Here is a 21,485-nt window from a genome sequence, read left to right on the forward strand (position 1 = left end):
ATGCCTGGTATAACGACACATATATTGGATTTAATGCATGGTCAGCCTGCCGAAAACGTGAAGATAGAATTATACTTTTCCGAATCATACGCCGCTAGCTGGCAACTGCTCCAGTCAGCGGTCACAAATGCAGACGGGAGGCTCGATTCCCCGCTGCTGAACGCCGAAAGCACTAAAATGGGAAACTACGAAATCGTATTTCATATCGGGGATTACTTCCGGAATAAATCCGTAGAGCTTCCTGAGCCACCCTTTTTGGACCTGGTTCCCGTCCGTTTCGGACTATCTTCCCCATCCTCTAACTATCATGTACCACTGCTCGTTTCCCCATGGGGCTATCAAGTGTACCGGGGAAGTTAAAGAAAAAAGCCGGAGAAGATGCTTCCTTCTCCGGCTTTTTCTTGATTACATTCAGGACCGACAAAACTGAAAAAGTAATAAACTATAACTATTTACCCACACTATTATTAGCAGCAGGCATTTGTCGTACTTTATAACAAAGGTTTTGATTTTCAGGATATTTGTGTCGATCTTTTAATTAAAAAGAGTTGCCGTGGCAACCCGCAACAGTATTTGCCTCTCCCCCTTCTATTTGATTTTTTTTCATCATTATCCCTCATCCCGACTAAAAAACAATTCATATCAAGCTATCATTTTTACAAACCGTTCGTAATGTATTTTCTTACGTTTAGTAAAAAACAACTCCCATACATATCTTAAAAATCTTTCTATTAAGAAATAGCTCCTGCAAATACAGCCATAGTAATCATGACTATACATGTTCCCACTGCCCACTTTAAGATAAATTTTTGATGTTCTCCAAAATCCACCTTTGCCTTACTAACCAATAAATGATATTGACTTCTCTCCCTTTGCCTAGCAAAGAACCATTGCTGAACACAATCATAAACTGCAGTTCATGAAAATTAACTTGAACAGTAAACCAGATAGGCCAAAAATAAGTATAAGAATGTAATAGAGTGGATAAAATAAAAAAAGTGGGAGATTATGGAGGCTAAAATTAAAGAAGGAACGAAGTGAAATTACTGAATGTATAACTCGGAAAATTAATGAAAAAAATGATTTATCTTATCAAAAGAAGAGCAATGATTAGTCATTCAGGAAAAATATGAGTTTATTAGTATTATATATAAAAAGTACCCATAGAGCATTCACTTTAAAAAGGCTGCCTATAGGGTACTTTTTTGTGTTAAAAGAAGGCGAATTCTTCAAGAACCGACCGCCGCACCGTCCCCACGTGGATCGATTCCTCCTTTGAGGAAGTTATGCTCATCAATCCGAATTGCTTGGGCATGGCCCATTACTCCATCGAATTCTTCAACCACTTCTACTTGATGGCCCCTTTCTTTTAGTTCATCAATCGCATCCTTTGGGACACGGCTTTCTATCTTTAACGACTCGCTATCTTCACCCCAGGTTCTTCCCCAGACGAATCGCGGTTCATTGATTGCCGCTTGTGGATCCATTCCATAATCTATCATCCTTGTAATGATCGCGGTCTGTGTTTGCGGCTGTCCTTCCCCACCTTGCGTACCATATAAAATACTGGGTATTCCATCTTTGCAGGCCATTGCCGGCATCAAAGTATGGAATGATCGCTTGTTAGGTTCGAGTGAATTGACATGATTGGAATCAAGCGAGAAAAACGATCCTCTATTTTGTAACATGACCCCTGTTTGACCGGCAATGATTCCTGATCCAAACTCAAAGTAAAGGCTTTGAATAAAGGACACCGCGTTTCCATCTTTATCAACCACTGCGGCATAGGCTGTGTCACTTCCCATTGGAGGACTCGTCACCTTCATTGCCTTTGTTTGTATCGCTGATGAAAGCTTTGTTGCATATTGCTTATCAAGCAGCTTATCAAGGGGAATATCAAAGAACTCAGGGTCTGTCAGCACTTCATTTCGATCGCGGAAACCAGCCTTTAACGCCTCGGTCAATAAATGATAGTATTCGGCAGAGCCATGCTCAATGTTGTCAAAGTTGAAATTCTCAAGAATGTTAAGTGCCATCAGCCCCACGAACCCCTGAGAATTAGGGGGGACCTGATAAATCGTATAATTGCGGTACTGAGTCGAAATGGGTTCTGCCCATTTCCCATGATGATCAGCGAAATCCACTGCTGTTAACAAACCACCTTGCTCTTTTAAATAGGATACGATAGCTTTTGCGAGTTCTCCCTTATAAAAAACATCACGGCCTTGTTGAGCAATCAACGATAAACTTCGTGCAAGATCTTTTTGAACAAATCGTTCACCTACCTGGGGCACTCTTCCCCCCGGTGCATATAGTTCAGCAGTTATCGGTGTCGTCGAGAGCCAATTCCAATTCTTTTCCGTATACATCACCTGATTTTTCGTAATCGGAAAACCTTCAAAAGCATATTCGATCGCTGGCACGAGAACTTCGGCTAAAGTAAGTGTTCCACTTTCTTTCAATATCTCAGCCCAACTATCTACCATCCCCGGTACTGTAATGGCGCTTCTCACCCCGCGAAAAGGGATCTTTTTTTCCCCTCTATAAGCATCACGATTGACATGGCCGCCCGAGCGTCCGCTTCCATTAAAAGCACGAATTTTCCCACCCTTCTTTTCATATGTCAGCCAGAAGGTATCTCCTCCGAGCCCGGTCATATGTGGGTAAACTACACCCAAACAGGCACTGACTGCCACTGCCGCATCAAAAGCATTCCCTCCCTTTTCGAGAATTTTATTTCCTGCCATCGATGCTAGATAATGAGGGCTCACAACCATGCTTTTCGTTCCAATTAATCGGGTCATCAGTTCGCTCCTTTTTAAATTATTAGATTTTTCAGATAATTAACGATAATTGTATTATACCTTTTTAAAAATTAATTTGTTTAAGACAAAAAGATGTTTTTTTTCATTTTCACCAGCCTATTTTATTATAAAATAACAAGAATACATTCATTCCGTAATTATTATTATAATTTTATATACATTTCGAAAGCATTTTTGATATCATTAATTCATAATCTTGGAAATACATTACTAAATTTAAACAAAAATAGGAGGAATCGTTTTGAAAAATCCATATACCGAATTAACGGTCGGGATGTTGCGGACGGGGATTTTAGGTTTTGGCGGCGGGCCATCTGTCATCCCGCTCATCCGCCACGAAGCAGTTTCCCGCTATCACTGGCTCGACGATGATGAATTCGGTGACACCTTGGCGATTGCCAATACACTCCCAGGACCGATCGCCACCAAGATGGCGGCATATCTTGGTTATAAATTAAAAGGCTGGCCGGGAGCCCTCGTGAGTGTGGCAGCTCATGTTTTACCTTCATGCTTTGCGATGGTTTTCTTGATTGCATTTATTAATGTTTTAAGTAATTCGGCGATGATCAGCAATATGATCGCGGCTGTAATGCCAGTTGTTGCGGTCATGCTTGGTCAAATGGCATATGAGTTTGGCGAAAAGGCGGTAAAAGGTTTGGGAAAGGTACTCGGAATCACCTTTTTTGCGATTTCCTTTTTGCTTCTCCAGATCATTACCCTGCATCCGGGTATCGTCATCATGATATTCCTTTTATATGGGGCGTTCCATTTTAAATTAAAAGATAGATTGAAAAATAAAAAGGTTGATAAGAAGGAGGAATCCGCGTAATGGGTCTTATCTTCATCCCTATTGGTGTCGCAGTTTTTCTAGCGTTTTTCATAGCCAATATTCTTGGTTATGGCGGAGGTCCAGCCTCGATTCCGCTTATGTATGATCAAATCGTCACCCGTTATGGCTGGCTTGATAATACCGAGTTCTCGCAAATGCTTGCATTAGGAAATTCCCTTCCAGGGCCAATCGCCACCAAAATTGCCGCATATGTCGGATATGATGTGTACGGCTGGCCAGGGTTTATAGCTGCATTGGCTGGCACCATCATCCCTTCAGCAGTGGCTTTAATCTACTTATTGAAAATCTTGCGAAAATACAAGCAATCCCCCATCGTAAAAGGCATGTCCTTACTTGTTCAGCCCGTGATTGCAATCATGATGTTACTGCTTACCTGGAACATGGCCGCAGATGCCGTCGGTTCCATCGGCTACATCCATTCAATCATCATCGCTGGATTGGCTTACTTGGCACTGGGTAAATTCAAGATTCACCCCGCATTTGTAATCATTCTTGCCTTTGCGTACGGCGGCTTTATCATCCCGCTCACATAAATAAAAAAAATCCACCTATAAAGGCGGATTTTTTTAGTTAAAGTTTCATGCCCATCCGGCTCTTATAACGTTTAATGAGAATTTGGCAATCAACGCTGACAACCCCGACGACCGCATACAACTTTTCATTGAGAAAACGTTCCATCTCCTGATTATCAGAAAAGATTCCGTGCATATGGAGTTTACTCGGGCCGGTCATATGATATAAACTCGTTACAGCCGGCTCGCTTTCCAATTGCTGGGCCACCGATTCCAAATATTTAGGCTCAACTTCAACGTTAAAAAATGCGGAAACATGGATGCCCACCTTAGCTGGATTAATGACCGCAGTGAACCTCTCAATCACGCCGTTTTCAACAAGATGATTAATTCTCATCTGAACCGCAACTCTGGAGAGCTCCACTTTCTTCGCTAAGTCGGTATATGAAATTCGCCCATCTTCATGTAAAACCGATATGATCTTCTTATCGATCTCATCCACTTTCAAGCTGGGAATCTTAAAGTCCTCTGCCATCCTTTGTAACTCCTTTTCGATTTCTTTATTCTATTATCGCAGAGACAACCACGGGATCACAACAAATCTTCCTTCTACATAACCTCCATTAAAACAACAGCCTATTGATCATATTGGTCAATATCACACTATCTAAACTGATTAGTATAATGAATAAAGGCCTGACAATTTTGGCAGCTCACTTTCAATAAGTCCCCTCCAACTCATCCACTTCCACATGAACAAGAAAAGGAACATCCACAAAATGATTTCCTGTCGTATAGCTATTTCCGTTAAAGGCGTGTTCAGGATAAGTCTCTTTCCCATCCTTATCATAAAAATTAATCGCCAATTGTATCGGTTCGTTCAACTCAAGAAAGTCTTTCTGACCAACTTCGCCCTTTAGTTTTACAAAATGATCCATAAGTTCCTGCCAATTGTCGGGATACGTCTCGACTCCGTACATTTTCCCCTGCATCACAATGCTGTGCATCATTTCTATTCCAGGTTGATAGGTGGCTTTGCCATCCGATACCATAAAATCTCTATCTTTTTTCATAAAAACCCTAATTTCGGAAATGTCATCTTTCGGATCCATATTCCACATGATCAAAGATTTTTCTTCTCCATTCCAAACGTGTGGCTGACCCCTATTTTCCACAGAAGCCACTCTCCATTTATTGCCCTTCCAGACCCAAAAACTCATCCCATATCGATTATCTTCGCTAATGAAGGGGACAAACACATGTGTATCATCCAAAAAGATTTGATCTTGTATGACCAGCGGTTGAGCCTCAGAGAAGTTAGAGTTTATTTGTTCGATGACTTGTCTGTTCGATAGGAAGGGTTCCGGCGCTTTTGGAAATCGACCAAATAAAAGGATACCTCCCATCGATATAACAGCTGTAATGAAAACAATCATTTTTGTTTTATGAGTCATTCCTCTCCCCTCCTTCAGTCAAAATGGATTCTTCTAACCTGTAATAGACCTGCTGCCCTTTATTTGGTGTAATCAGTAGACCCTTTCCATCCTTTTCAATATAAATGAGTGCATTAAGTCCACTTCCCTTTTCATGAACGGTCCCTGACAGAATATAAGGGAACGTTTCTTTATATCCGCTTTCTTCATTAATCCCGGAATACCAAGATTCGCTCTCGATTTTCTTTTGTTTCATCCTATTCATTTGTCTTTGCAGCTCTTCTTGATTCAATGTGACTTCTTTAGAGTTCGGATGGGTCGCTATTAGAGACGAATTTTTAACGTCCATCATATATGTAGTTGGTTCCTTCTTGGGATACATCATTTCATCCAGCGGTATGGCTAATAGTGAAGCCGCCAAAAAGATGAAATTCGATAAGAATCCGAGCCAGGCAAATCGACGAAAACGATGCCATCTGCCTATATCTCCTTTCCTTCTCAATAACCATGATAAGAGGGCCACCCCTATAGGGATAATGGGTACACTTACCACCTCTTCTGATAGATTAAAAGTAAAACGAAAAGTGATCATTCCTAGGACAAACACAATGAGAGCCTTCCATACCTTAGGAGGACTTTCTATTTTTTTATAAATAATGGAAAAAACAATCCCAATCATTATGTAACTAGGCACCATAAGGATTAAAGTGGGTGTATGCAAATATTCTCCCACATCAAATATTCCATTCATTCTATCTACCACTCCCCCTTAATATATACAACTCTCATACAATACCATATAAATCCTTTTTTCGTAATTCAGGGAATCTATCCACAGACTGCCGTCCCCCACTTCATTCGGAAATTGTAGGTGGGGGTTTTACAGCCTGTTTAATGTGGGATAAAAGTTTATGGGCATTCAATGGAACGTTCCTCAATCCTTTGCTTGAAAGGTCTTCGCGATATTTTTGTATTCTTCTTCATTGAGAATACCCATTTTTTTGAATAATGCGGAATAAGCCATTATTTTTTTTTGCGTACGGTTTGTACAACTCATATGAATCAGCTCCTTTTTTACATACTATTCACTAGTGACAAAATGTTTCCTATACGCAAAATATTTCGTTTAGACAAAAACAAAAACTACCGTTTCTTTCGGCAGTTTCAATTTCACATATGGAATATGGATCCATCGATCTGTGATTTAGGTGATTAAACCAGACCATTCTATATAACTATATAAATTAAAGGAATGGAAGCAGCTTGAACGTGTAACTTCTTCGCTTGTTCTTTTTGAAACTCGTCCCTTCGTAAACGGATTTACTGGCACCCTTAATTAAACAGGCTTTTCTTAGCAATGCTAAGTTCATGCTTTATTGAAGGAAGTCAAAATACAACCTGATTTCCATTTTCATCTATTCAAATGCTGAAAAACGACAGTTCGTGATCATTAAAAAACGTTGTCCTTCTTGCAACCAGTCGTCATTCGGATTATCGTTATTTAAGTAGAAACGAAAGGAACTATAAAAAACTGCATACTTTCTTCATATTTTTTCGCTAAACTGTCTTCAATAAATAAGAAGGTGATAAATTGAAAATCTCCTTTAAGCTGGGGCTTTGTATATTTGTGTGCATTTTATTGATGGAAACCGTCTCCATGTTTTATTTGCATAATAAAGTGATCCATTCCCGGATCAACCAAGAATTGGAATCACTGAAGGCTCGTGGCAATAGTCATCGTGATGTGTTAGAAATCACTTATTCCGACTCAACTCTTCAGCATATCGGCCTGATGGAATCACATACGGATACAGATGTCGTCATCACGAATACTACAGGCAATACTCTGATGTCGTCCGAAGAGGTAAATGGGGCAATGAAAAAAATCTTAGCAAAGAAGCTCCCACAAGTACCGCGAAAAGGTCTGATCATCCAATCAAGATGGAAGGATGAGCGGTATATAGCCACAGTTACACCATTTAAAAGTGATAAAGAAAATGAAGGCTATGTCTATATGTTCAAGAATACTAGAGATGTAGAAGAATTAATTGCCCAATTGAATAAACATTTCATCTTTGCAACTGTATTGCTCCTTTTCGTTATGCTTATCACCATTTATTTTCTATCAAAAGCCCTGACTAGACCGCTTATTGCGATGAAGGAAGCGACAACCAATCTAAGCCTAGGGAACTTTTCTGTAGCTGTACCTGTACGTTCACATGATGAACTAGGTGAACTGGCTCAATCCATTCAAAGCTTGGCTAATGAATTGAATTATTTAAAGAAGGAACGCAATGAATTTTTGGCAAGTATCTCTCATGAACTGCGCACGCCACTAACCTATATCAAGGGCTACTCTGACATTGCCCGCCGAAAAGACTTGGATGCAGCTGAAAGATCACGATACTTAGAAGTCATCCATGATGAATCACAACGATTAAACAAACTATTGGACGAACTATTCCATATGGCTAGAATGGATATACATACATTCACCATTTCAAAAAAAAATGTCCAGCTCTCTTCATTCCTACAATCCATTCATGAAAAAGTGTTACCAGCCTTTTCAAATAAAAAAATACAATTGAATCTGGAATGTAAGGATCATTTATATATTGAGATAGACCCTTCACGATTTGAGCAAGTCATCCTTAACCTGCTGGATAATGCACTAAAATACTCGAACGAATATACAATCACCACCATCAAAGTCACTGAATCACTTGGCCGTATTTCCATCTCCATCATCGATCAAGGGGTTGGTATTCCAGGTGAAGACATCCCGCATATCTTTGATCGTTTTTATCGTGTCGAGAAATCACGTGCTAGAGGTACCGGTGGATTTGGATTGGGGCTTTCCATCGTCAAGCAATTAGTTGAGATTCAAGGAGGGGCCATTTCAGTTAAAAGCAAGTTGGAGCAAGGAACGTGCTTCACTATCATATTTAAGGAGATAAAAAATGAAGATAGCAGTTTTGGTTGATGATGAACAGAGAATGATTGATCTTATAGAGCTATACCTGATCCCTCACAGTTATACATGCATAAAGAAGAAATCCGGACATGAAGCCTTACAGTTCTTAAAGCAGAATCATGCGGATGTAGTCATTCTTGATGTAATGATGCCTGAAATGGATGGATGGGAAACGTGCGAAAAGATCCGGGCGTTTTCCAATATTCCCATTATCATGCTCACCGCACGGGATGCAGCGGAAGAAATGGTAAAAGGGCTGAAAAAGGGCGCCGATGATTACGTAACAAAGCCATTTAATGAAGAGGTTTTACTTGCCAGAATCGAAGCTGTGACTCGACGAGTACATAATCACCAAGAGGACCATATGATCTTTAACGGGATAAAAATAAATGAATCCGCTTATGAAGCACATTATCATTCTAGAGCCGTCCCATTGACACCAAAAGAATTTTCCATGTTGTGCTTGTTTATCAAATCCCCTGATCAAGTGTACTCCAGAGATCACTTGCTTTCGACCATATGGGGATTTAAAACAGACACGGAAGATCGGACAATCGATTCCCACATTCGAAATATTAGAGAGAAATTACGTCATGCCGGTTTTCCTGTTGATCAACATTTGAAAACGGTTTGGGGCATCGGATATAAATGGAGGTCTGTCAATTGATATGAACTTCATTTCTGACGCATTGGCATCCAGTGGCCCCTTCTCCATTGCAGTTAGTATAGTATTGAATATATTGATTAGCGTGCTTGGTTTTATTCCAAGCGTATTCATCACGGCAGCCAATATAACCGCGTTTGGATTTGAAAAGGGATTGATCGTTTCTTACATAGGGGAAATTACAGGAGCCGTAGTGAGCTTTTGGTTATATCGCAAAGGCTTTCAAACATTCCAACCCAAATACATGAAGAATCGATGGATCATGAGCCTGCAAAAGTCACAAGGATATCCGGCCTTTTGGATGATTCTATTGCTCAGGCTCCTACCTTTTATACCGTCCGGCGTGATTAACCTTACTGCAGCATTAAGTAAGACGGGCGTGATGATTTTCTTCATCGCCACATCCATCGGCAAACTGCCTGCCCTCCTTGTCGAGGCGTACTCGGTGACACAGGTGTTGCAGGCTTCAGACGATGTAAGGACTATTCTAGTCATATTGATTTTAATCATCGTAGTCTTTTATTACTTTAAAAGAGGTAAAAATAAAGAAATGAAAGAGTAGGAGACCCTCTTAAAAGAGATTACCTGATATTCTCATTAATAAGGTTATGAGGAAAGAGTTTGATAACAAAGAAGGAATAAATCATGTCAAACATATAGAAGGATAGATAAAGACAGAACTTAATCTGCTTTATCTATCCTTTATTGTATACAATATTATAATTTGCTTTAGATTTTAACTTTCTTATTGTTTTCTAGAGGCACAGGATCAATGCTCTGATCATTAGCTGTCAAGTCGATCCCATAGTCCTTTGCGAATACCATGTGCGTTTCTACTAGAACCTCTGCTGTATTTTCATCTAAATTAAATACTCTGGCGCCGCGCAGTCTGTTCCTTTCAGCTCCCGGCAGACCATAAGCACCGAATCCGGTACTGCCCGCATAACCAAGCAGGATTCCGTAATAATTACCTACATAAGTGTTTATATGATCATGACCGCAAAAAACGCCCTTGACATCGCCTCTCTCCAGCATCGCTGAAAACAGCCCCCCGTTGATTGGTCCCATACACTCTTCTTCATTTCTTTCTCCTACTATATTATGCTTTTTAACGGCTACCTCATGATTGGAGTCTGCTCTTTGGTCTACGCTCGCATACCACATAAACCTGTGTTCCCAAAGAGGAATATGGATGAAAGCGAGTGAAGGAATTTTTTTTCGCCATTTTTTCTCTAACTTCTTAGACGTCTCATAATACCAATTTACCTGATTAAAACGAAGCCAGTCCCATGTAGGATATCCTTGAAAGTCTTGACCCGCAATGTTTTTTGGCGCATATCTTCCACTATCAAGCAGCCAGAGGTTGAAAGCTGCCTTTTTTCCTTTTGAATCCTTTATAAGTAAATTCATGTTACCTGTCCCAGTAATACCTTCAACTGTAGGTTTGTTCATATTGTATTTATAAGAAAGATAGATTTTGAGCATGTCTTCCTCATCAAGTCCGCCCTTCGGGGTAGAATCCTCATCATGATTTCCAAAGGTAATGGCCCACTTGATTCCTCTTTGTTCCATAGGATACGCAACATTGTTAATGGCTTGCTTCATCTCCATAGTTGAATCGCATCCACCCGTAATAATGTCTCCATTAAGCACAACAAAATCAGGTTTTTCTGTATCGAGCACTTTCTCCATAAGCTGTAAAGTTCTACGATCAATACGTTCATCATCTTGTGTATCATTAAATTGAACGATTTTTAATTTTCCATTACGATTAAATTGAAGAGCCATGTCATCTTTTTCTTCTGCCAGTGCTGCAGTGCTAAATAAATCATCTGAAAGTCCGGAGAATCCAAGTGTTAAGGCAAGTGTACTCATGCCTCCTATCTTGATAAAATTCCGTCTATCCAACCCTTCATGTGGTTCTTGATTCTTCATAAAAAAATCTCCCATTCTCTTCTAGTAACTGTTTTATAGGGGATCAAGCTATCGATACGATGGTGAGCACATTAACTATGTAGTTCCAATTCAAAAAAGAATTATGGTAAACAAAAAAATTGGATTTGGATATATTATGATGACAAACTTACACGGTATTGAAGATCACCCTATAAAGTTCAGCTCCTACTTCATCATAAGATAGAATTATTAGTGGAGTATGAATGTTATATGAAAGGGAAGTAAAGAAAACAATAGAAGAAGGAATGTATGAAACCAAAACCAGTGGCTTTTATCGTTTCAATTATTCATCAGGAAAGTTTGTTTTCAAGCTTAGCTAGTATACAATGCTACTCCTTAATTAGGCACTACAACTAATTTTTTTAAAATTTCTCTGATTTTTGCTCCATAAATAGTCTATGGTAGTCTCCGCTCTGGATGGTGCGAAGTGCTTTCCCTTTTGTTCGTGTATGTCGTCCTGACCATCTCTTTTCAACTTATTGCATGCCAAAGGGTAAATTGGTTCAATTCCTAGAAGGTTACACCTATTTTATGTACAATGCCTATACTATCTTCCTGTTTTCTGGAAAAAAAGAATGAATATATTGTGTTTTTACGGGAATTTCCTTTATAATGCGCATTAGATGATTTTTTTAAGTACCGAATTGAAAGGAGACTGAAAATGAAGAAACTATTTTACCCAATCATTATTGGATTATTGGCAGTTGTTCTAACAGCTTGTGGTTCAAACGATGAAGCTGATAAAAAAAATGAGGAAAAAGATGCAAAAACAACTGAGGATCAGCAAAGCAAAGAAACGGCTAAAGCAACTGAAGAACAGCAAAAAAAGATGGAAGAAATGCAGAAGAAACTAGATAAGCAAAAGGTAGATGAAAAGAAAACGGTAGCCATCGTCAATGACGAGAAAATTTCAGGTGCGGACTATAATAACGTGTTGTCCACGACACAAATGCAGATGCAGCAATTTGGACAAGACCCAACAACCAAGGAGGGTGCCAAACAAATTAAAGAGCAAACGATCAACTCTTTAGTGGGGCAAACATTACTGCTTCAAGCTGCAGATAAAAAGGGATACACAGCCTCCAAGGCAGAAATTCAAAAGCAACTTGCCAAAATCAAAGACCAATATGAAAATGAGGAAAAATTCAAGGAAGCGATGAAACAAGCAGGTCTGAATGCGGAAATGTTGAATACTCAGATCGCCGAGAATATTCCATATACAAAGTACGTTGAAAATGAGATTAAAGTTGATGCAGCAACAGATGAAGAAATTGAAAAGTATTATAACCAGGTTGCGGAGCAAGCCAAGGCAAGCGGGCAAAAAGTACAGAAACTTGAAGAAATGAAGCCACAAATCAAGAAACAAATAGAGCAGCAAAAGAAACAAGAAAAGCTTGTGAAGCATGTGGAAGAACTTCAGAAAAACGCTAAGGTCGATATTAAGATTTAATGCAAAAAAGAGCTGCCAATTTTGGCAGCTTTTTCTTTATGATGGCAACTTAAGCTCTACCATCTTCCATTTTTGCCGAAACAAGCCCGAGTACAACGCCAAGCAGCGCACCAGCCCCCACTTCCACTGGCTGATGTCCGAGCAATTCCTTCAGCTCTTTCTCACGCTCCACATACTTAAAACTTGGAAACTCACCAGAAAATTTCGCCATATTATCTTCAAGATCGTTCACAAGCTTAGCAATTTCGCCTGTATGGCGCCGAATTCCCTGTGCATCATACATCACAATCACACCAAACACAGTCGCAAGAGAAGTCTCCGTATGCCTCCAGCCTTTGTTCGCTGCCACATAGGATGCCAGCGCAGCGACACCAGCAGAATGCGAACTCGGCATACCTCCTGTTGTGAAGGCCTGCTTCAAGTCCCACTCTCCCGTCAGTTTCTTGTGCGTTAAAATTTTCAGGCCTTGCGCAATGCCGATTGCCGACAGCGCCGTCCATATTCCTCGATTCATCTTTTCCATGAGCAACTCCTCCAGTCCACGGACCAGTCCAACCCAATCCTCTCTCTTTTGATACCCAAAATTTCATTTTTATATGCGGAGTTCTTCCATGATTACTAGCTTTTAATAGGTTCATCTTGTCTAGTAATTCTTTAGATCTCATAACTAAACAAAATTGTTACACCTTAAAAAAAAATCAACAGGATACATAAGTTACTTGGACACTGAGAAATCCAGTTACGTTATCAGTGTTGAAGAATTGAGTATTGAGATTCGACTAGACAAAAAAACTGCCGATTTCTCAGCAGTTTTTTTCCTTATAAATACTTCCGGTAAATACCTTTTTCATCATAGGAAACAGTACTTCTTTTCCCCTTGCCTTTTTTTCGAGACATTTCAGGTCCCATTCAATATGTTCATACCATTGTTTCAAATATAGCTTTCCCTTGCGCTTGTAGTCGCCAACATTAATAACCCGCTGCAAGGCTTTTCCATTTTATTTATACGCCCGTTTTAGAGAAACGTTCAATTCTTTCTCCGATTTGATCACGAACACGTTGGAAGGTAGCCCATTTTTCTTCATCTGTACCGTCCGCTTTTGCTGGGTCATCAAAGCCCCAATGTTCACGTCTAACATGCGGTGGCGTCATTGGACATTTGTCTGCCGCATCGCCGCATAATGTCACAACAAAATCGGCATTATTTAAAATGTCAGGGTCGATGATATCGGAGGTTTGATTGGAAATATCCAATCCAACCTCGTTCATCGATTTAACAGCATTCGGATTTAACCCATGTGCTTCCATTCCTGCACTAAGTACTTGCCATTCATCGCCTAGATATTTCTTACCCCATGCCTCAGCCATTTGGCTTCTGCAAGAGTTACCCGTACATAAGAAGTAAAGTGTTTTTTTAGCCATGTTGTTCCTCTCCTTCATGAGTAAAATGATGTGTTTAGTGAATAATGAGCAACCATATATATAAGCTAACTAATGTGATGAACAGCGTTGGGATGGTTAAGATGATACCCGTTTTAAAGTAGGTTCCCCATGAGATTTTCACACCTTTTAATGAAAGGACATGCAGCCATATTAATGTAGCCAAAGAACCAATCGGTGTAATTTTCGGTCCCAAATCCGAACCGATGACATTTGCATAAATAAGGGCTTCCCTAATCGCGCCTGTTGTATTGGTACTATCAATTGCAAGAGCGTCTATCATGACCGTCGGCATGTTATTCATAAGGGATGAAAGAATTGCTGCGATGAATCCCATCCCGACAGTAGCAGCGAATAATCCTTGATCAGCCGTTACTTGTATAAGGTCAGCTAAAATGTTCGTCAATCCAACGTTTCTCAATCCATACACCACGACATACATTCCAATTGAGAAGAACACAATAGCCCATGGTGCGCCTTTTACAACGTTCTTGGTATTAACAGCTGGACTTCGTCTTGCCATAAACAAGAAGAAAATGGCGATAACACCTGCAATGATGGATACAGGAATATTGAAAAATTCACTGATAAAATAGCCTACCAACAGAACGCCTAAAACAATCCCAGACAGGCGAAACATTTTCACATCCCGAATGGCATCGACTGGCTTCTTCAAATGAGCCATATCATAATTCTTCGGAATGCTCTTTCTGAAGTACAAATATAATACCAGGATGCTAGCTGCTAATGAAAACAGGTTTGGAACAATCATCCTAGATGCGAACTCAATAAACCCGATATCAAAAAAATCAGCAGAAACAATGTTGACCAAATTACTTACGACAAGCGGTAAGGATGTAGTGTCCGCAATAAACCCACTTGCGATAATAAATGGGAAGATCATTCTCTCTTCCAACTTCAAGTTTCGAACCATCGCCAATACAATCGGAGTTAAGATGAGAGCGGCTCCGTCATTTGCGAAGAACGCAGCGGCTAGGGCTCCGAGAATGCTTACATACACAAACATCCTTACTCCATTTCCCTTGGCCGCTCTAGCCATATGTAGAGCTGCCCATTCAAAGAAACCAATTTCATCTAAAATCAAAGAAATAATGATAATAGCAATGAACGCCAACGTCGCGTTCCATACAATACCCGTAACGGCAATTACATCATTGAAGTCAACAACCCCAACTAGTAAGGCAAGTACCGCACCCCCGCATGCTGACCAGCCGATTGACAATCCTTTGGGTTGCCAAATGACGAGTGTCAACGTCAGCAAAAAGATGATACTAGCTAATAAAACTGAACCCACTGATGTTCTCCTCCTCGTTAGTCACAACAAATTCGTTTTCCTTGTGCAGTTAACTCTTCAACTTTAAATGCTTGACTTGGCAAGTCCTTGATAACAGTTAGAATATATGAGTGATACGGAGATGTTTGGTTTAACGAGTAAAATATCCATTGTCCCCTTCTTGCTTCATTCACGATTCCGCTATCTTTCAACTTTCGTAAATGTTGGCTAATAGCAGGTTGGCTCATATCAAAAAGATCTACAAATTCACAGACACAACATTCATGTTCAGACATAATTTTCACCATCGTCAAACGTGTTTTATCACCTAAAAGTTTAAGAAGATTTGCAGTAGCTTCTATATCCAACGCTTCATTCATTTGCACTATATCCCCTCCTCGCCTAATCTCAACACATAACCATATGCTTATGTACTTATTCAATATCATTGTATAAGCATATTCTTATTTAATCAACCATTAACTATTCAACAAACCATTTTACATTTTAATCTGCTAAAAAACTTGCATGTGGATTTTTTTACAAATTCTCTATTAAAGGATATTATGATTTTCTTGATGAACGATCGGGGCGCTTAGCATAAAGAAGAAGTATGACTTGTATTGAATTATATTTCAGGTAATGTCATTATTAAATTAAAGTCACCTTACGTATATTCATTATATTAATTTATGAAGGCTTTAATTAAGTGACTAAAGGATATGATTTTAATGGAAAAAGTTACACCATTCTTAATGTTTCAAGATGGTCATGCAGAAGAAGCGATGAATCACTACATATCCATCATTGACGATTCAGAAATTACAAGTATTGTTCGCTATGGAGCGAATGAAAATGGAGATGAGGGAACTGTAATGCAGGCTACTTTTTCCTTAAAAGGGCAAGAATTCATGTGCATTGACAGTAATGTGAAGCATCAGTTTTCCTTTACCCCTTCATTCTCAATTTTTGTTACTTGTGATACTGAAGAAGAAATTAACATCCTTTATCAGAAACTTATCGAGGGTGGACAAGCACTTATGCCAATTGGTGAGTATGGTTTTAGTCAGAGGTTTGGTTGGTTAAATGATAAGTTTGGAATATCGTGGCAACTCAATCTTCCTTCATGAAGGTCTGAAGTATTTTAACAAAGCTTTCATAAAAGTGATTTCATACTGCATCTTGAAATACAATCAAAAGAACAGTCTGTTATACCCAGACTGTTCTCAGACTGCAGACAAACTCGATGAATATCGAGATTGTCTACAGTTTTATTTTTTATAGCTTTTACAATTTAAACGTAAATTGGAACGTAGGGAACTCGCTTTCCGCGGGCGGTCGGAGAGCCTCCTCTGCTTGCGCATGCGGGGTCTCCCATAGACGCGCTTTTCTAAGCAGGAGTCTCGAACACCCGCTCCAACCAACTTTGTTTTAACATTTAGATAGAACTTATTCCTACAGTCTTTTTTGTATAAAAAAGAAGGATTAACCTTGAGGTGATTAGGATGCTTTCTAAACATAATTCTATTCAGCGAGATCAACTCGTGCCAGCGAACCATGCACTTTTTTGTTAAAATACAATTTATATTTCTATAATTGTTCAAACTACAATTATGTGACTTTAACTTGTTAAGATTGCATGATACGGTTCCTCTATCACGCAACCATACAGTTGCTCATCCTTGACAAGCAACCGTATAGTTGCTTATACTCGATATATGAATTGGGAAAAAGATGCTATATTCAAAGCACTTAGCGACTCGACACGGCGGCTTATATTAGACGAACTATCCGAACGCAATGAGCTGACGTTGTATGAACTTACGGTACGTCTCATTATGAAGCACGACGTTTCCATTTCGCGACAAGCGATAGCTAAACATCTTTCTGTACTGGAAGATGCAGGGCTCGTAAAATCAAAAAAAAAGGGAAAATATCGCGTAGTTATATTTAACAACGAACCACTTAAAAATTTGCTAAAAGGATGGATAGAGTAATTTATTTAAAAACTTCTGACGAATGTAGGGTTTTTCTACTTGGAGCCAGATTGTTTGCAGAGCACCAACGTGGTAAATATCAAAGGAGGCAAAAACAGTATGAAAATCATTGTTACCAGTATATTCGTACAAGACCAAGACAAGGCACTGGAATTTTATTCAGAAAAGCTCGGATTTGTAAAAAAGCATGACGTCCCCATGGGGAAATTTAGGTGGATTACGCTTGTTTCTTCCGATGATCATGACGGTACCGAGCTATTACTCGAACCGAATGAGCATCCTGCCGCAAAGGAGTATCAAAAGAAGATATTTGCCGAAGGCATTCCAGCAACAATGTTTGGCGTTGCTGATATTCATAAAGAGTACAAACGATTATTGGAAAACGGCGTGAAGTTTACTATGGAGCCGACAAAAATGGGCGAAGTCACAATAGCTGTCTTCGACGATACATGTGGTAACCTTATTCAGATATTGCAGAATTAACTTAATGACGAAGTAACCTAGTTCTAAACGGCTTTATTGTTATGTTTTAAGTTGGATGAAGTGTTTTTATCAACAATTAAACAACTTTATGTTAACCCTGTCCTAATTTTAGGACGGGGTTATACATTTTTAACGTCTAAAAATAAATGACATTGTTGTCATTCTACGATTGCAGCAAGAATTATTTTATGATCAATCTCGCCAAAACAGGTCTGCCACAGCAAGAATCATCCTTTGTTTCAGTACCAGGAATACAGAATCGCAGGAACTAGAAGCGAGATTCATACTGCACACTCCTGTTTCAGTAGCCAGTAAGAATGTAGGTGATCCTCCATAACTCTTCATCCCAACAACGTAGAAAAAATTCTTTTCGGATTGCCTTATAGAACTTGCAAATCACAAACATCATCCAACATTTGGAAACGCGTGAAACAAAAAAACTGCCGATTTCTCAACAGTTTTTTTCTTATAAATACTTCCGGTGAATACCTTCTCCATCATAGGAAAACAGGACTCCCTTTTCATTTCAAGACTGATTCCATATATAAGGGAACCCGCCATTAACCCTCATACTGACGAGTTGATCACGCACATGTTCCCATGCTTTATCGACGATTTTATAATCCTTGCCCTGTTTTTGGAATAAATACATATCCTCCCGCATGACCAAGTCCTTCGTCAAATAATTGCCGAGGAAGGACATATCGGATTCGATTTCCCTGACTTCGAACATCTTTTCCCTTCCAGATCCAGGCTTGACGCCCAGCCTGATCATTTCTTCGGTTGGATTATCATAGCGTTCTTCAATATCTTCAAACACTTTCAATCCAAGAAAATAAGGGTTGATGCTGGTCCGTGATGGCTGAACGACACCCGCGTTCAGTTTTGCGAATTCAATGGCTTCATGAGCAAATCTAAAGATATATAAATGTGATTCTTAGCCATACTAATAAAGATTAAAATTTCGTTAGGAGGCAATATTATGGGAAGATCAAACAATCAAAAACCATCTAGCAGTAAAAATTCATTACCTCAAACTCCCAAAAACTTAAAAATAGAACCTAATCGCGTGGATGAAGAGTTTTCTCGTGAGCTAGGTGAAAGTGGGAAAATAAGAGCTACAAGACCTAAATGAAACTACAAAAAAGTGAAAAGATACGGATTGATTACACTCCTCTTTAAATTTTGGCTTTGTTAAGTAGCATGGTTGTTTTTCAGGTATAAAATATGGGAACGTCCGATTTGGACGTTCCCGTTCTTATTTCATTAAAGCCCCCTATAATGGAATGGAATATCTTTAAAGCTAATGCTTTTTTAAAAGCTGCGTTTCCAAATTGCCTGTTCAAAAGTAATATCCTCTAGCACTTTTTATCGAAGCGAATGACATTAGTGGATTGACAATGGGTGCAGGTGTAGCCGTCTTTGTGTTTCTGTTCTGATACATCAGTGAATACAGACTTTATTTCTCCCGCACTCCCTAATGAGTTTGTGAAGAACTCCTTCAATCGCTGTTGGTCTCTTTGGCTAAGATTTCTGATTTGGTTAATTATGCCCGCTACCGCCATTAAAACTCACTCGCTCTCAGTAATTTTAGTTTACTATAGAACAAAAGTTCGAGAAAATCAAATAACAACATTATTCTTTAACAAAGCCTAAATTTTAGTAAAACAGATACAAAAGGGAGCCCTAAAAGGCTCCCTTGTATGCAGCTTAACTTTTTAATGATCGCCATTCTGCCCATTTGCAGAACTTGATGTTTTATGGTTCCCCTTTTTACCCTTATGCTTTCCTTTCTTACTCATGAAAGAATTCCTCCCCAATACAAGATGTTATTTCTTGATTAGTGTTCGTTGAAGGGCTTTCAGGTATTACGGGAACTGAAGGAAGCTCATTCACATTTTGGATGATCTTCATTTATGAAGGCATTGATTTCTCCCCCTATAATGATGATAGGCCCAGATAAATAAACCAGATCATTAGCAAAATGATGCCACCAAGACGCGGTATGTAGCAGATTTAAAGAAGTATTCACAAGGGATTTTGATATCATTAGTTTTAGGGTAAATAACACTAGTACTTGCAAACCACAAGTTTCATCCAACATCTGGAAACATATCAAACAAAAAAACTGCCGATTTCTCAGCAGTTTTGTTTCTTATAAATACTTCCGGTGAATACCTTTTCCATCATAGGAAAACAGGACTTCTTTTCCTTCCATGACTGATTCCATATGCACGGAGCGTCCCCAAAGCTGATAGATATATGGCATGACTTTTTCGAGATATTTCAGGTCCAGCTCAATATCTTCATACCAATGTTTCAAATAAAGTTCCCCATTGCGCATGTAGTCTCCATCATTTACTGTGATATAAGGGAACCCGCCATTAACCCTCATACTGACGAGTTGATCACGCACATGTTCCCATGCTTTATCGACGATTTTATAATCCTTGCCCTGCTTTTGGAATAAATACATATCCTCCCGCATGACCAGGTCCTTCGTCAAATAATTGCGGAGAAAGGAAATATCGGATTCGATTTCCCTGACTTCGAACATCTTTTCCCTTCCAGATCCAGGCTTGACGCCCAGCCTGATCATTTCTTCGGTTGGATTATCATAGCGTTCTTCAATATCTTCAAGCACTTTTAATCCAAGATAATAAGGGTTGATGCTGGTCCGTGATGGCTGAACGACACCCGCGTTCAGTTTTGCGAATTCAATGGCTTCCCCTGAGGACAAATCCAATTCACGGATTATGCGCTGATGCCAGTATGATGCCCAGCCTTCGTTCATGATTTTCGTTTCGAGCTGTGGCCAGAAATACAGCATCTCTTCCCTGATCATCGTCATGATATCCCGCTGCCAATCGGCTAAATCCCTGCTGTACTGTTCAATGAAAAGCATAATATCCTTTTCTGGCCTCGGCGGGAATTTTTTTCTTTTCTTAATAGTGGATTTCATTGGTTTATTCTTATTATCCAGATTCCATAAATCATCGTATTGTGTGGCTATCGGCTTTATTTCCTCTTCCTCTTCCTCATCTTCCATCGTCCAGGCAAGCTTAGGTCTCATCAACGAAGGATCGATATGTTCTTCAATGGCTAAAAGTGCATCGAGGAAAGTTTCTACTTCCTTTTTGCCATGCAGGATTTCATATTCACGGATTCTTTCTGCCGTGGCCGACATACTTTCAACCATATCCCTCTTGGTATTATTGAAACGTACATTATTCTTAAAGAAATCACAATGCGCCAAAACATGGGCAACGATCAATTTATTTTGTACAAGTGAATTGGAGTCCAGCAGAAAAGCGTAACAAGGATTAGAGTTAATGACCAGTTCATAGATCTTACTTAATCCAAAGTCATACTGCAGCTTCATTTTATGAAACTGCTTCCCAAAGCTCCAATGAGAAAAACGGGTCGGCATCCCATAGGCACCAAATGTATAGATGATTTCTGAAGGGCAAATTTCATAGCGCATCGGGTAAAAATCCAACCCGAACCCCGTTGCTATTTCTGTAATTTCACTAATGGCATATTCCAGAGCCTTTTGCTCCGCTCCATTCATCCGATATCCCCCTTGTCTTCCGCCTTTAAACTAATG

Annotated in this window: 21 protein-coding genes and 2 pseudogenes; 11 read left to right on the forward strand and 12 right to left on the reverse strand. The window is 39.5% G+C overall.

Annotated elements, in window-relative coordinates; genetic code table 11:
* Positions 1 to 360, forward strand: a complete 360-nt coding sequence (uraH, locus tag ACQKMH_RS14960; protein WP_427588277.1) for a hydroxyisourate hydrolase — start codon at positions 1 to 3, stop codon at positions 358 to 360.
* Between the two features lie 869 nt (positions 361 to 1,229).
* On the opposite strand, the gene ggt is transcribed toward uraH, so the two are convergent.
* The gene (gene ggt, locus ACQKMH_RS14965) at positions 1,230 to 2,804 is read right to left on the reverse strand and encodes a gamma-glutamyltransferase (protein ID WP_427588278.1); all 1,575 of its coding nucleotides are present in this window, start codon (positions 2,802 to 2,804) and stop codon (positions 1,230 to 1,232) included.
* 262 nt (positions 2,805 to 3,066) lie between these two features.
* Here ggt and ACQKMH_RS14970 point away from each other — a divergent pair, with 262 nt between their 5' ends.
* Positions 3,067 to 3,654, forward strand: a complete 588-nt coding sequence (locus ACQKMH_RS14970) for a chromate transporter (RefSeq protein WP_427588279.1) — start codon at positions 3,067 to 3,069, stop codon at positions 3,652 to 3,654.
* The gene (locus tag ACQKMH_RS14975; protein WP_427588280.1) at positions 3,654 to 4,208 is read left to right on the forward strand and encodes a chromate transporter; all 555 of its coding nucleotides are present in this window, start codon (positions 3,654 to 3,656) and stop codon (positions 4,206 to 4,208) included. The genes ACQKMH_RS14970 and ACQKMH_RS14975 overlap by 1 nt, the downstream gene beginning before the upstream one ends.
* A gap of 37 nt (positions 4,209 to 4,245) precedes the next feature.
* On the opposite strand, the gene ACQKMH_RS14980 is transcribed toward ACQKMH_RS14975, so the two are convergent.
* The 3 genes from ACQKMH_RS14980 to ACQKMH_RS14990 all read right to left on the reverse strand — a co-directional run bounded on the left by ACQKMH_RS14980 (position 4,246) and on the right by ACQKMH_RS14990 (position 6,371).
* The gene (locus tag ACQKMH_RS14980; protein WP_427588281.1) at positions 4,246 to 4,722 is read right to left on the reverse strand and encodes an Lrp/AsnC family transcriptional regulator; all 477 of its coding nucleotides are present in this window, start codon (positions 4,720 to 4,722) and stop codon (positions 4,246 to 4,248) included.
* 184 nt (positions 4,723 to 4,906) lie between these two features.
* Positions 4,907 to 5,641 carry a hypothetical protein gene (locus tag ACQKMH_RS14985; protein WP_427588282.1) on the reverse strand — a complete coding sequence of 245 codons (735 nt, stop codon included), beginning with the start codon at positions 5,639 to 5,641 and terminating at the stop codon, positions 4,907 to 4,909.
* Positions 5,631 to 6,371 carry a hypothetical protein gene (locus ACQKMH_RS14990; RefSeq protein ID WP_427588283.1) on the reverse strand — a complete coding sequence of 247 codons (741 nt, stop codon included), beginning with the start codon at positions 6,369 to 6,371 and terminating at the stop codon, positions 5,631 to 5,633. The genes ACQKMH_RS14985 and ACQKMH_RS14990 overlap by 11 nt, the downstream gene beginning before the upstream one ends.
* Before the next feature lie 840 nt (positions 6,372 to 7,211).
* Between ACQKMH_RS14990 and ACQKMH_RS14995 the strand changes: the two genes are divergently transcribed.
* Genes ACQKMH_RS14995 through ACQKMH_RS15005 form a run of 3 tightly spaced genes read left to right on the forward strand, consistent with a single transcriptional unit; the run spans position 7,212 to position 9,820 of the window.
* The gene (locus ACQKMH_RS14995) at positions 7,212 to 8,603 is read left to right on the forward strand and encodes a sensor histidine kinase (protein ID WP_427588284.1); all 1,392 of its coding nucleotides are present in this window, start codon (positions 7,212 to 7,214) and stop codon (positions 8,601 to 8,603) included.
* Positions 8,581 to 9,261, forward strand: a complete 681-nt coding sequence (locus ACQKMH_RS15000) for a response regulator transcription factor (protein WP_427588285.1) — start codon at positions 8,581 to 8,583, stop codon at positions 9,259 to 9,261. Before ACQKMH_RS14995 ends, ACQKMH_RS15000 begins: the two co-directional genes overlap by 23 nt.
* Before the next feature lies 1 nt (position 9,262).
* On the forward strand, positions 9,263 to 9,820 hold the full coding sequence (locus ACQKMH_RS15005; protein WP_427588286.1) for a TVP38/TMEM64 family protein: 558 nt from the start codon (positions 9,263 to 9,265) through the stop codon (positions 9,818 to 9,820).
* A 167-nt stretch (positions 9,821 to 9,987) separates the two neighbouring features.
* Here the strand turns inward: ACQKMH_RS15005 and ACQKMH_RS15010 are convergent, their stop codons facing one another.
* A complete protein-coding gene (locus tag ACQKMH_RS15010; protein ID WP_427588287.1) occupies positions 9,988 to 11,193 on the reverse strand; it encodes a metallophosphoesterase family protein in 1,206 nt (401 codons plus the stop codon).
* Positions 11,194 to 11,875: 682 nt separating this feature from the next.
* On the opposite strand from ACQKMH_RS15010, the gene ACQKMH_RS15015 reads away from it, so the two are divergent.
* Positions 11,876 to 12,664 carry a SurA N-terminal domain-containing protein gene (locus ACQKMH_RS15015; RefSeq protein ID WP_427588288.1) on the forward strand — a complete coding sequence of 263 codons (789 nt, stop codon included), beginning with the start codon at positions 11,876 to 11,878 and terminating at the stop codon, positions 12,662 to 12,664.
* Positions 12,665 to 12,713: 49 nt separating this feature from the next.
* On the opposite strand, the gene ACQKMH_RS15020 is transcribed toward ACQKMH_RS15015, so the two are convergent.
* The 4 genes from ACQKMH_RS15020 to ACQKMH_RS15035 all read right to left on the reverse strand — a co-directional run bounded on the left by ACQKMH_RS15020 (position 12,714) and on the right by ACQKMH_RS15035 (position 15,778).
* A complete protein-coding gene (locus tag ACQKMH_RS15020) occupies positions 12,714 to 13,187 on the reverse strand; it encodes a divergent PAP2 family protein (protein WP_427588289.1) in 474 nt (157 codons plus the stop codon).
* A 479-nt stretch (positions 13,188 to 13,666) separates the two neighbouring features.
* Positions 13,667 to 14,086 (reverse strand): arsenate reductase (thioredoxin), encoded by a 420-nt coding sequence (arsC, locus tag ACQKMH_RS15025; protein WP_427588290.1) that lies wholly within the window; start codon positions 14,084 to 14,086, stop codon positions 13,667 to 13,669.
* Between the two features lie 34 nt (positions 14,087 to 14,120).
* Entirely contained in the window at positions 14,121 to 15,419 is a 1,299-nt protein-coding gene (locus tag ACQKMH_RS15030) for an arsenic transporter (RefSeq protein ID WP_427588291.1), read from the reverse strand.
* A gap of 17 nt (positions 15,420 to 15,436) precedes the next feature.
* Positions 15,437 to 15,778 carry an ArsR/SmtB family transcription factor gene (locus tag ACQKMH_RS15035; protein WP_427588524.1) on the reverse strand — a complete coding sequence of 114 codons (342 nt, stop codon included), beginning with the start codon at positions 15,776 to 15,778 and terminating at the stop codon, positions 15,437 to 15,439.
* 351 nt (positions 15,779 to 16,129) lie between these two features.
* On the opposite strand from ACQKMH_RS15035, the gene ACQKMH_RS15040 reads away from it, so the two are divergent.
* From ACQKMH_RS15040 to ACQKMH_RS15050, 3 genes are all read left to right on the forward strand, one after another.
* Complete coding sequence (locus ACQKMH_RS15040) at positions 16,130 to 16,528, forward strand: VOC family protein (RefSeq protein WP_427588292.1); 399 nt, start codon at positions 16,130 to 16,132, stop codon at positions 16,526 to 16,528.
* A gap of 588 nt (positions 16,529 to 17,116) precedes the next feature.
* Positions 17,117 to 17,395: an ArsR/SmtB family transcription factor gene (locus tag ACQKMH_RS15045; protein ID WP_427588525.1), complete on the forward strand. Its 279-nt coding sequence runs from the start codon at positions 17,117 to 17,119 to the stop codon at positions 17,393 to 17,395.
* Positions 17,396 to 17,494: 99 nt separating this feature from the next.
* Complete coding sequence (locus ACQKMH_RS15050; protein ID WP_427588293.1) at positions 17,495 to 17,878, forward strand: VOC family protein; 384 nt, start codon at positions 17,495 to 17,497, stop codon at positions 17,876 to 17,878.
* A 192-nt stretch (positions 17,879 to 18,070) separates the two neighbouring features.
* Here ACQKMH_RS15050 and ACQKMH_RS15055 read toward each other — a convergent pair.
* Together ACQKMH_RS15055 and ACQKMH_RS15060 are read right to left on the reverse strand one after the other, a co-directional pair.
* Positions 18,071 to 18,262: pseudogene (locus ACQKMH_RS15055) on the reverse strand (hypothetical protein); the annotation flags it as partial.
* Between the two features lie 145 nt (positions 18,263 to 18,407).
* Positions 18,408 to 18,782 (reverse strand): annotated as a pseudogene (locus ACQKMH_RS15060) (SpoVR family protein); the annotation flags it as partial.
* A 78-nt stretch (positions 18,783 to 18,860) separates the two neighbouring features.
* On the opposite strand from ACQKMH_RS15060, the gene ACQKMH_RS15065 reads away from it, so the two are divergent.
* Positions 18,861 to 19,013: a YfhD family protein gene (locus tag ACQKMH_RS15065; protein WP_283901239.1), complete on the forward strand. Its 153-nt coding sequence runs from the start codon at positions 18,861 to 18,863 to the stop codon at positions 19,011 to 19,013.
* A gap of 1,020 nt (positions 19,014 to 20,033) precedes the next feature.
* On the opposite strand, the gene ACQKMH_RS15070 is transcribed toward ACQKMH_RS15065, so the two are convergent.
* Positions 20,034 to 21,449: a SpoVR family protein gene (locus ACQKMH_RS15070; protein ID WP_427588294.1), complete on the reverse strand. Its 1,416-nt coding sequence runs from the start codon at positions 21,447 to 21,449 to the stop codon at positions 20,034 to 20,036.
* Between the last annotated feature and the right edge of the window lie 36 nt (positions 21,450 to 21,485).

This window comes from Peribacillus sp. NPDC097895 (assembly GCF_050277555.1).
Classification (GTDB): domain Bacteria; phylum Bacillota; class Bacilli; order Bacillales; family DSM-1321; genus Peribacillus.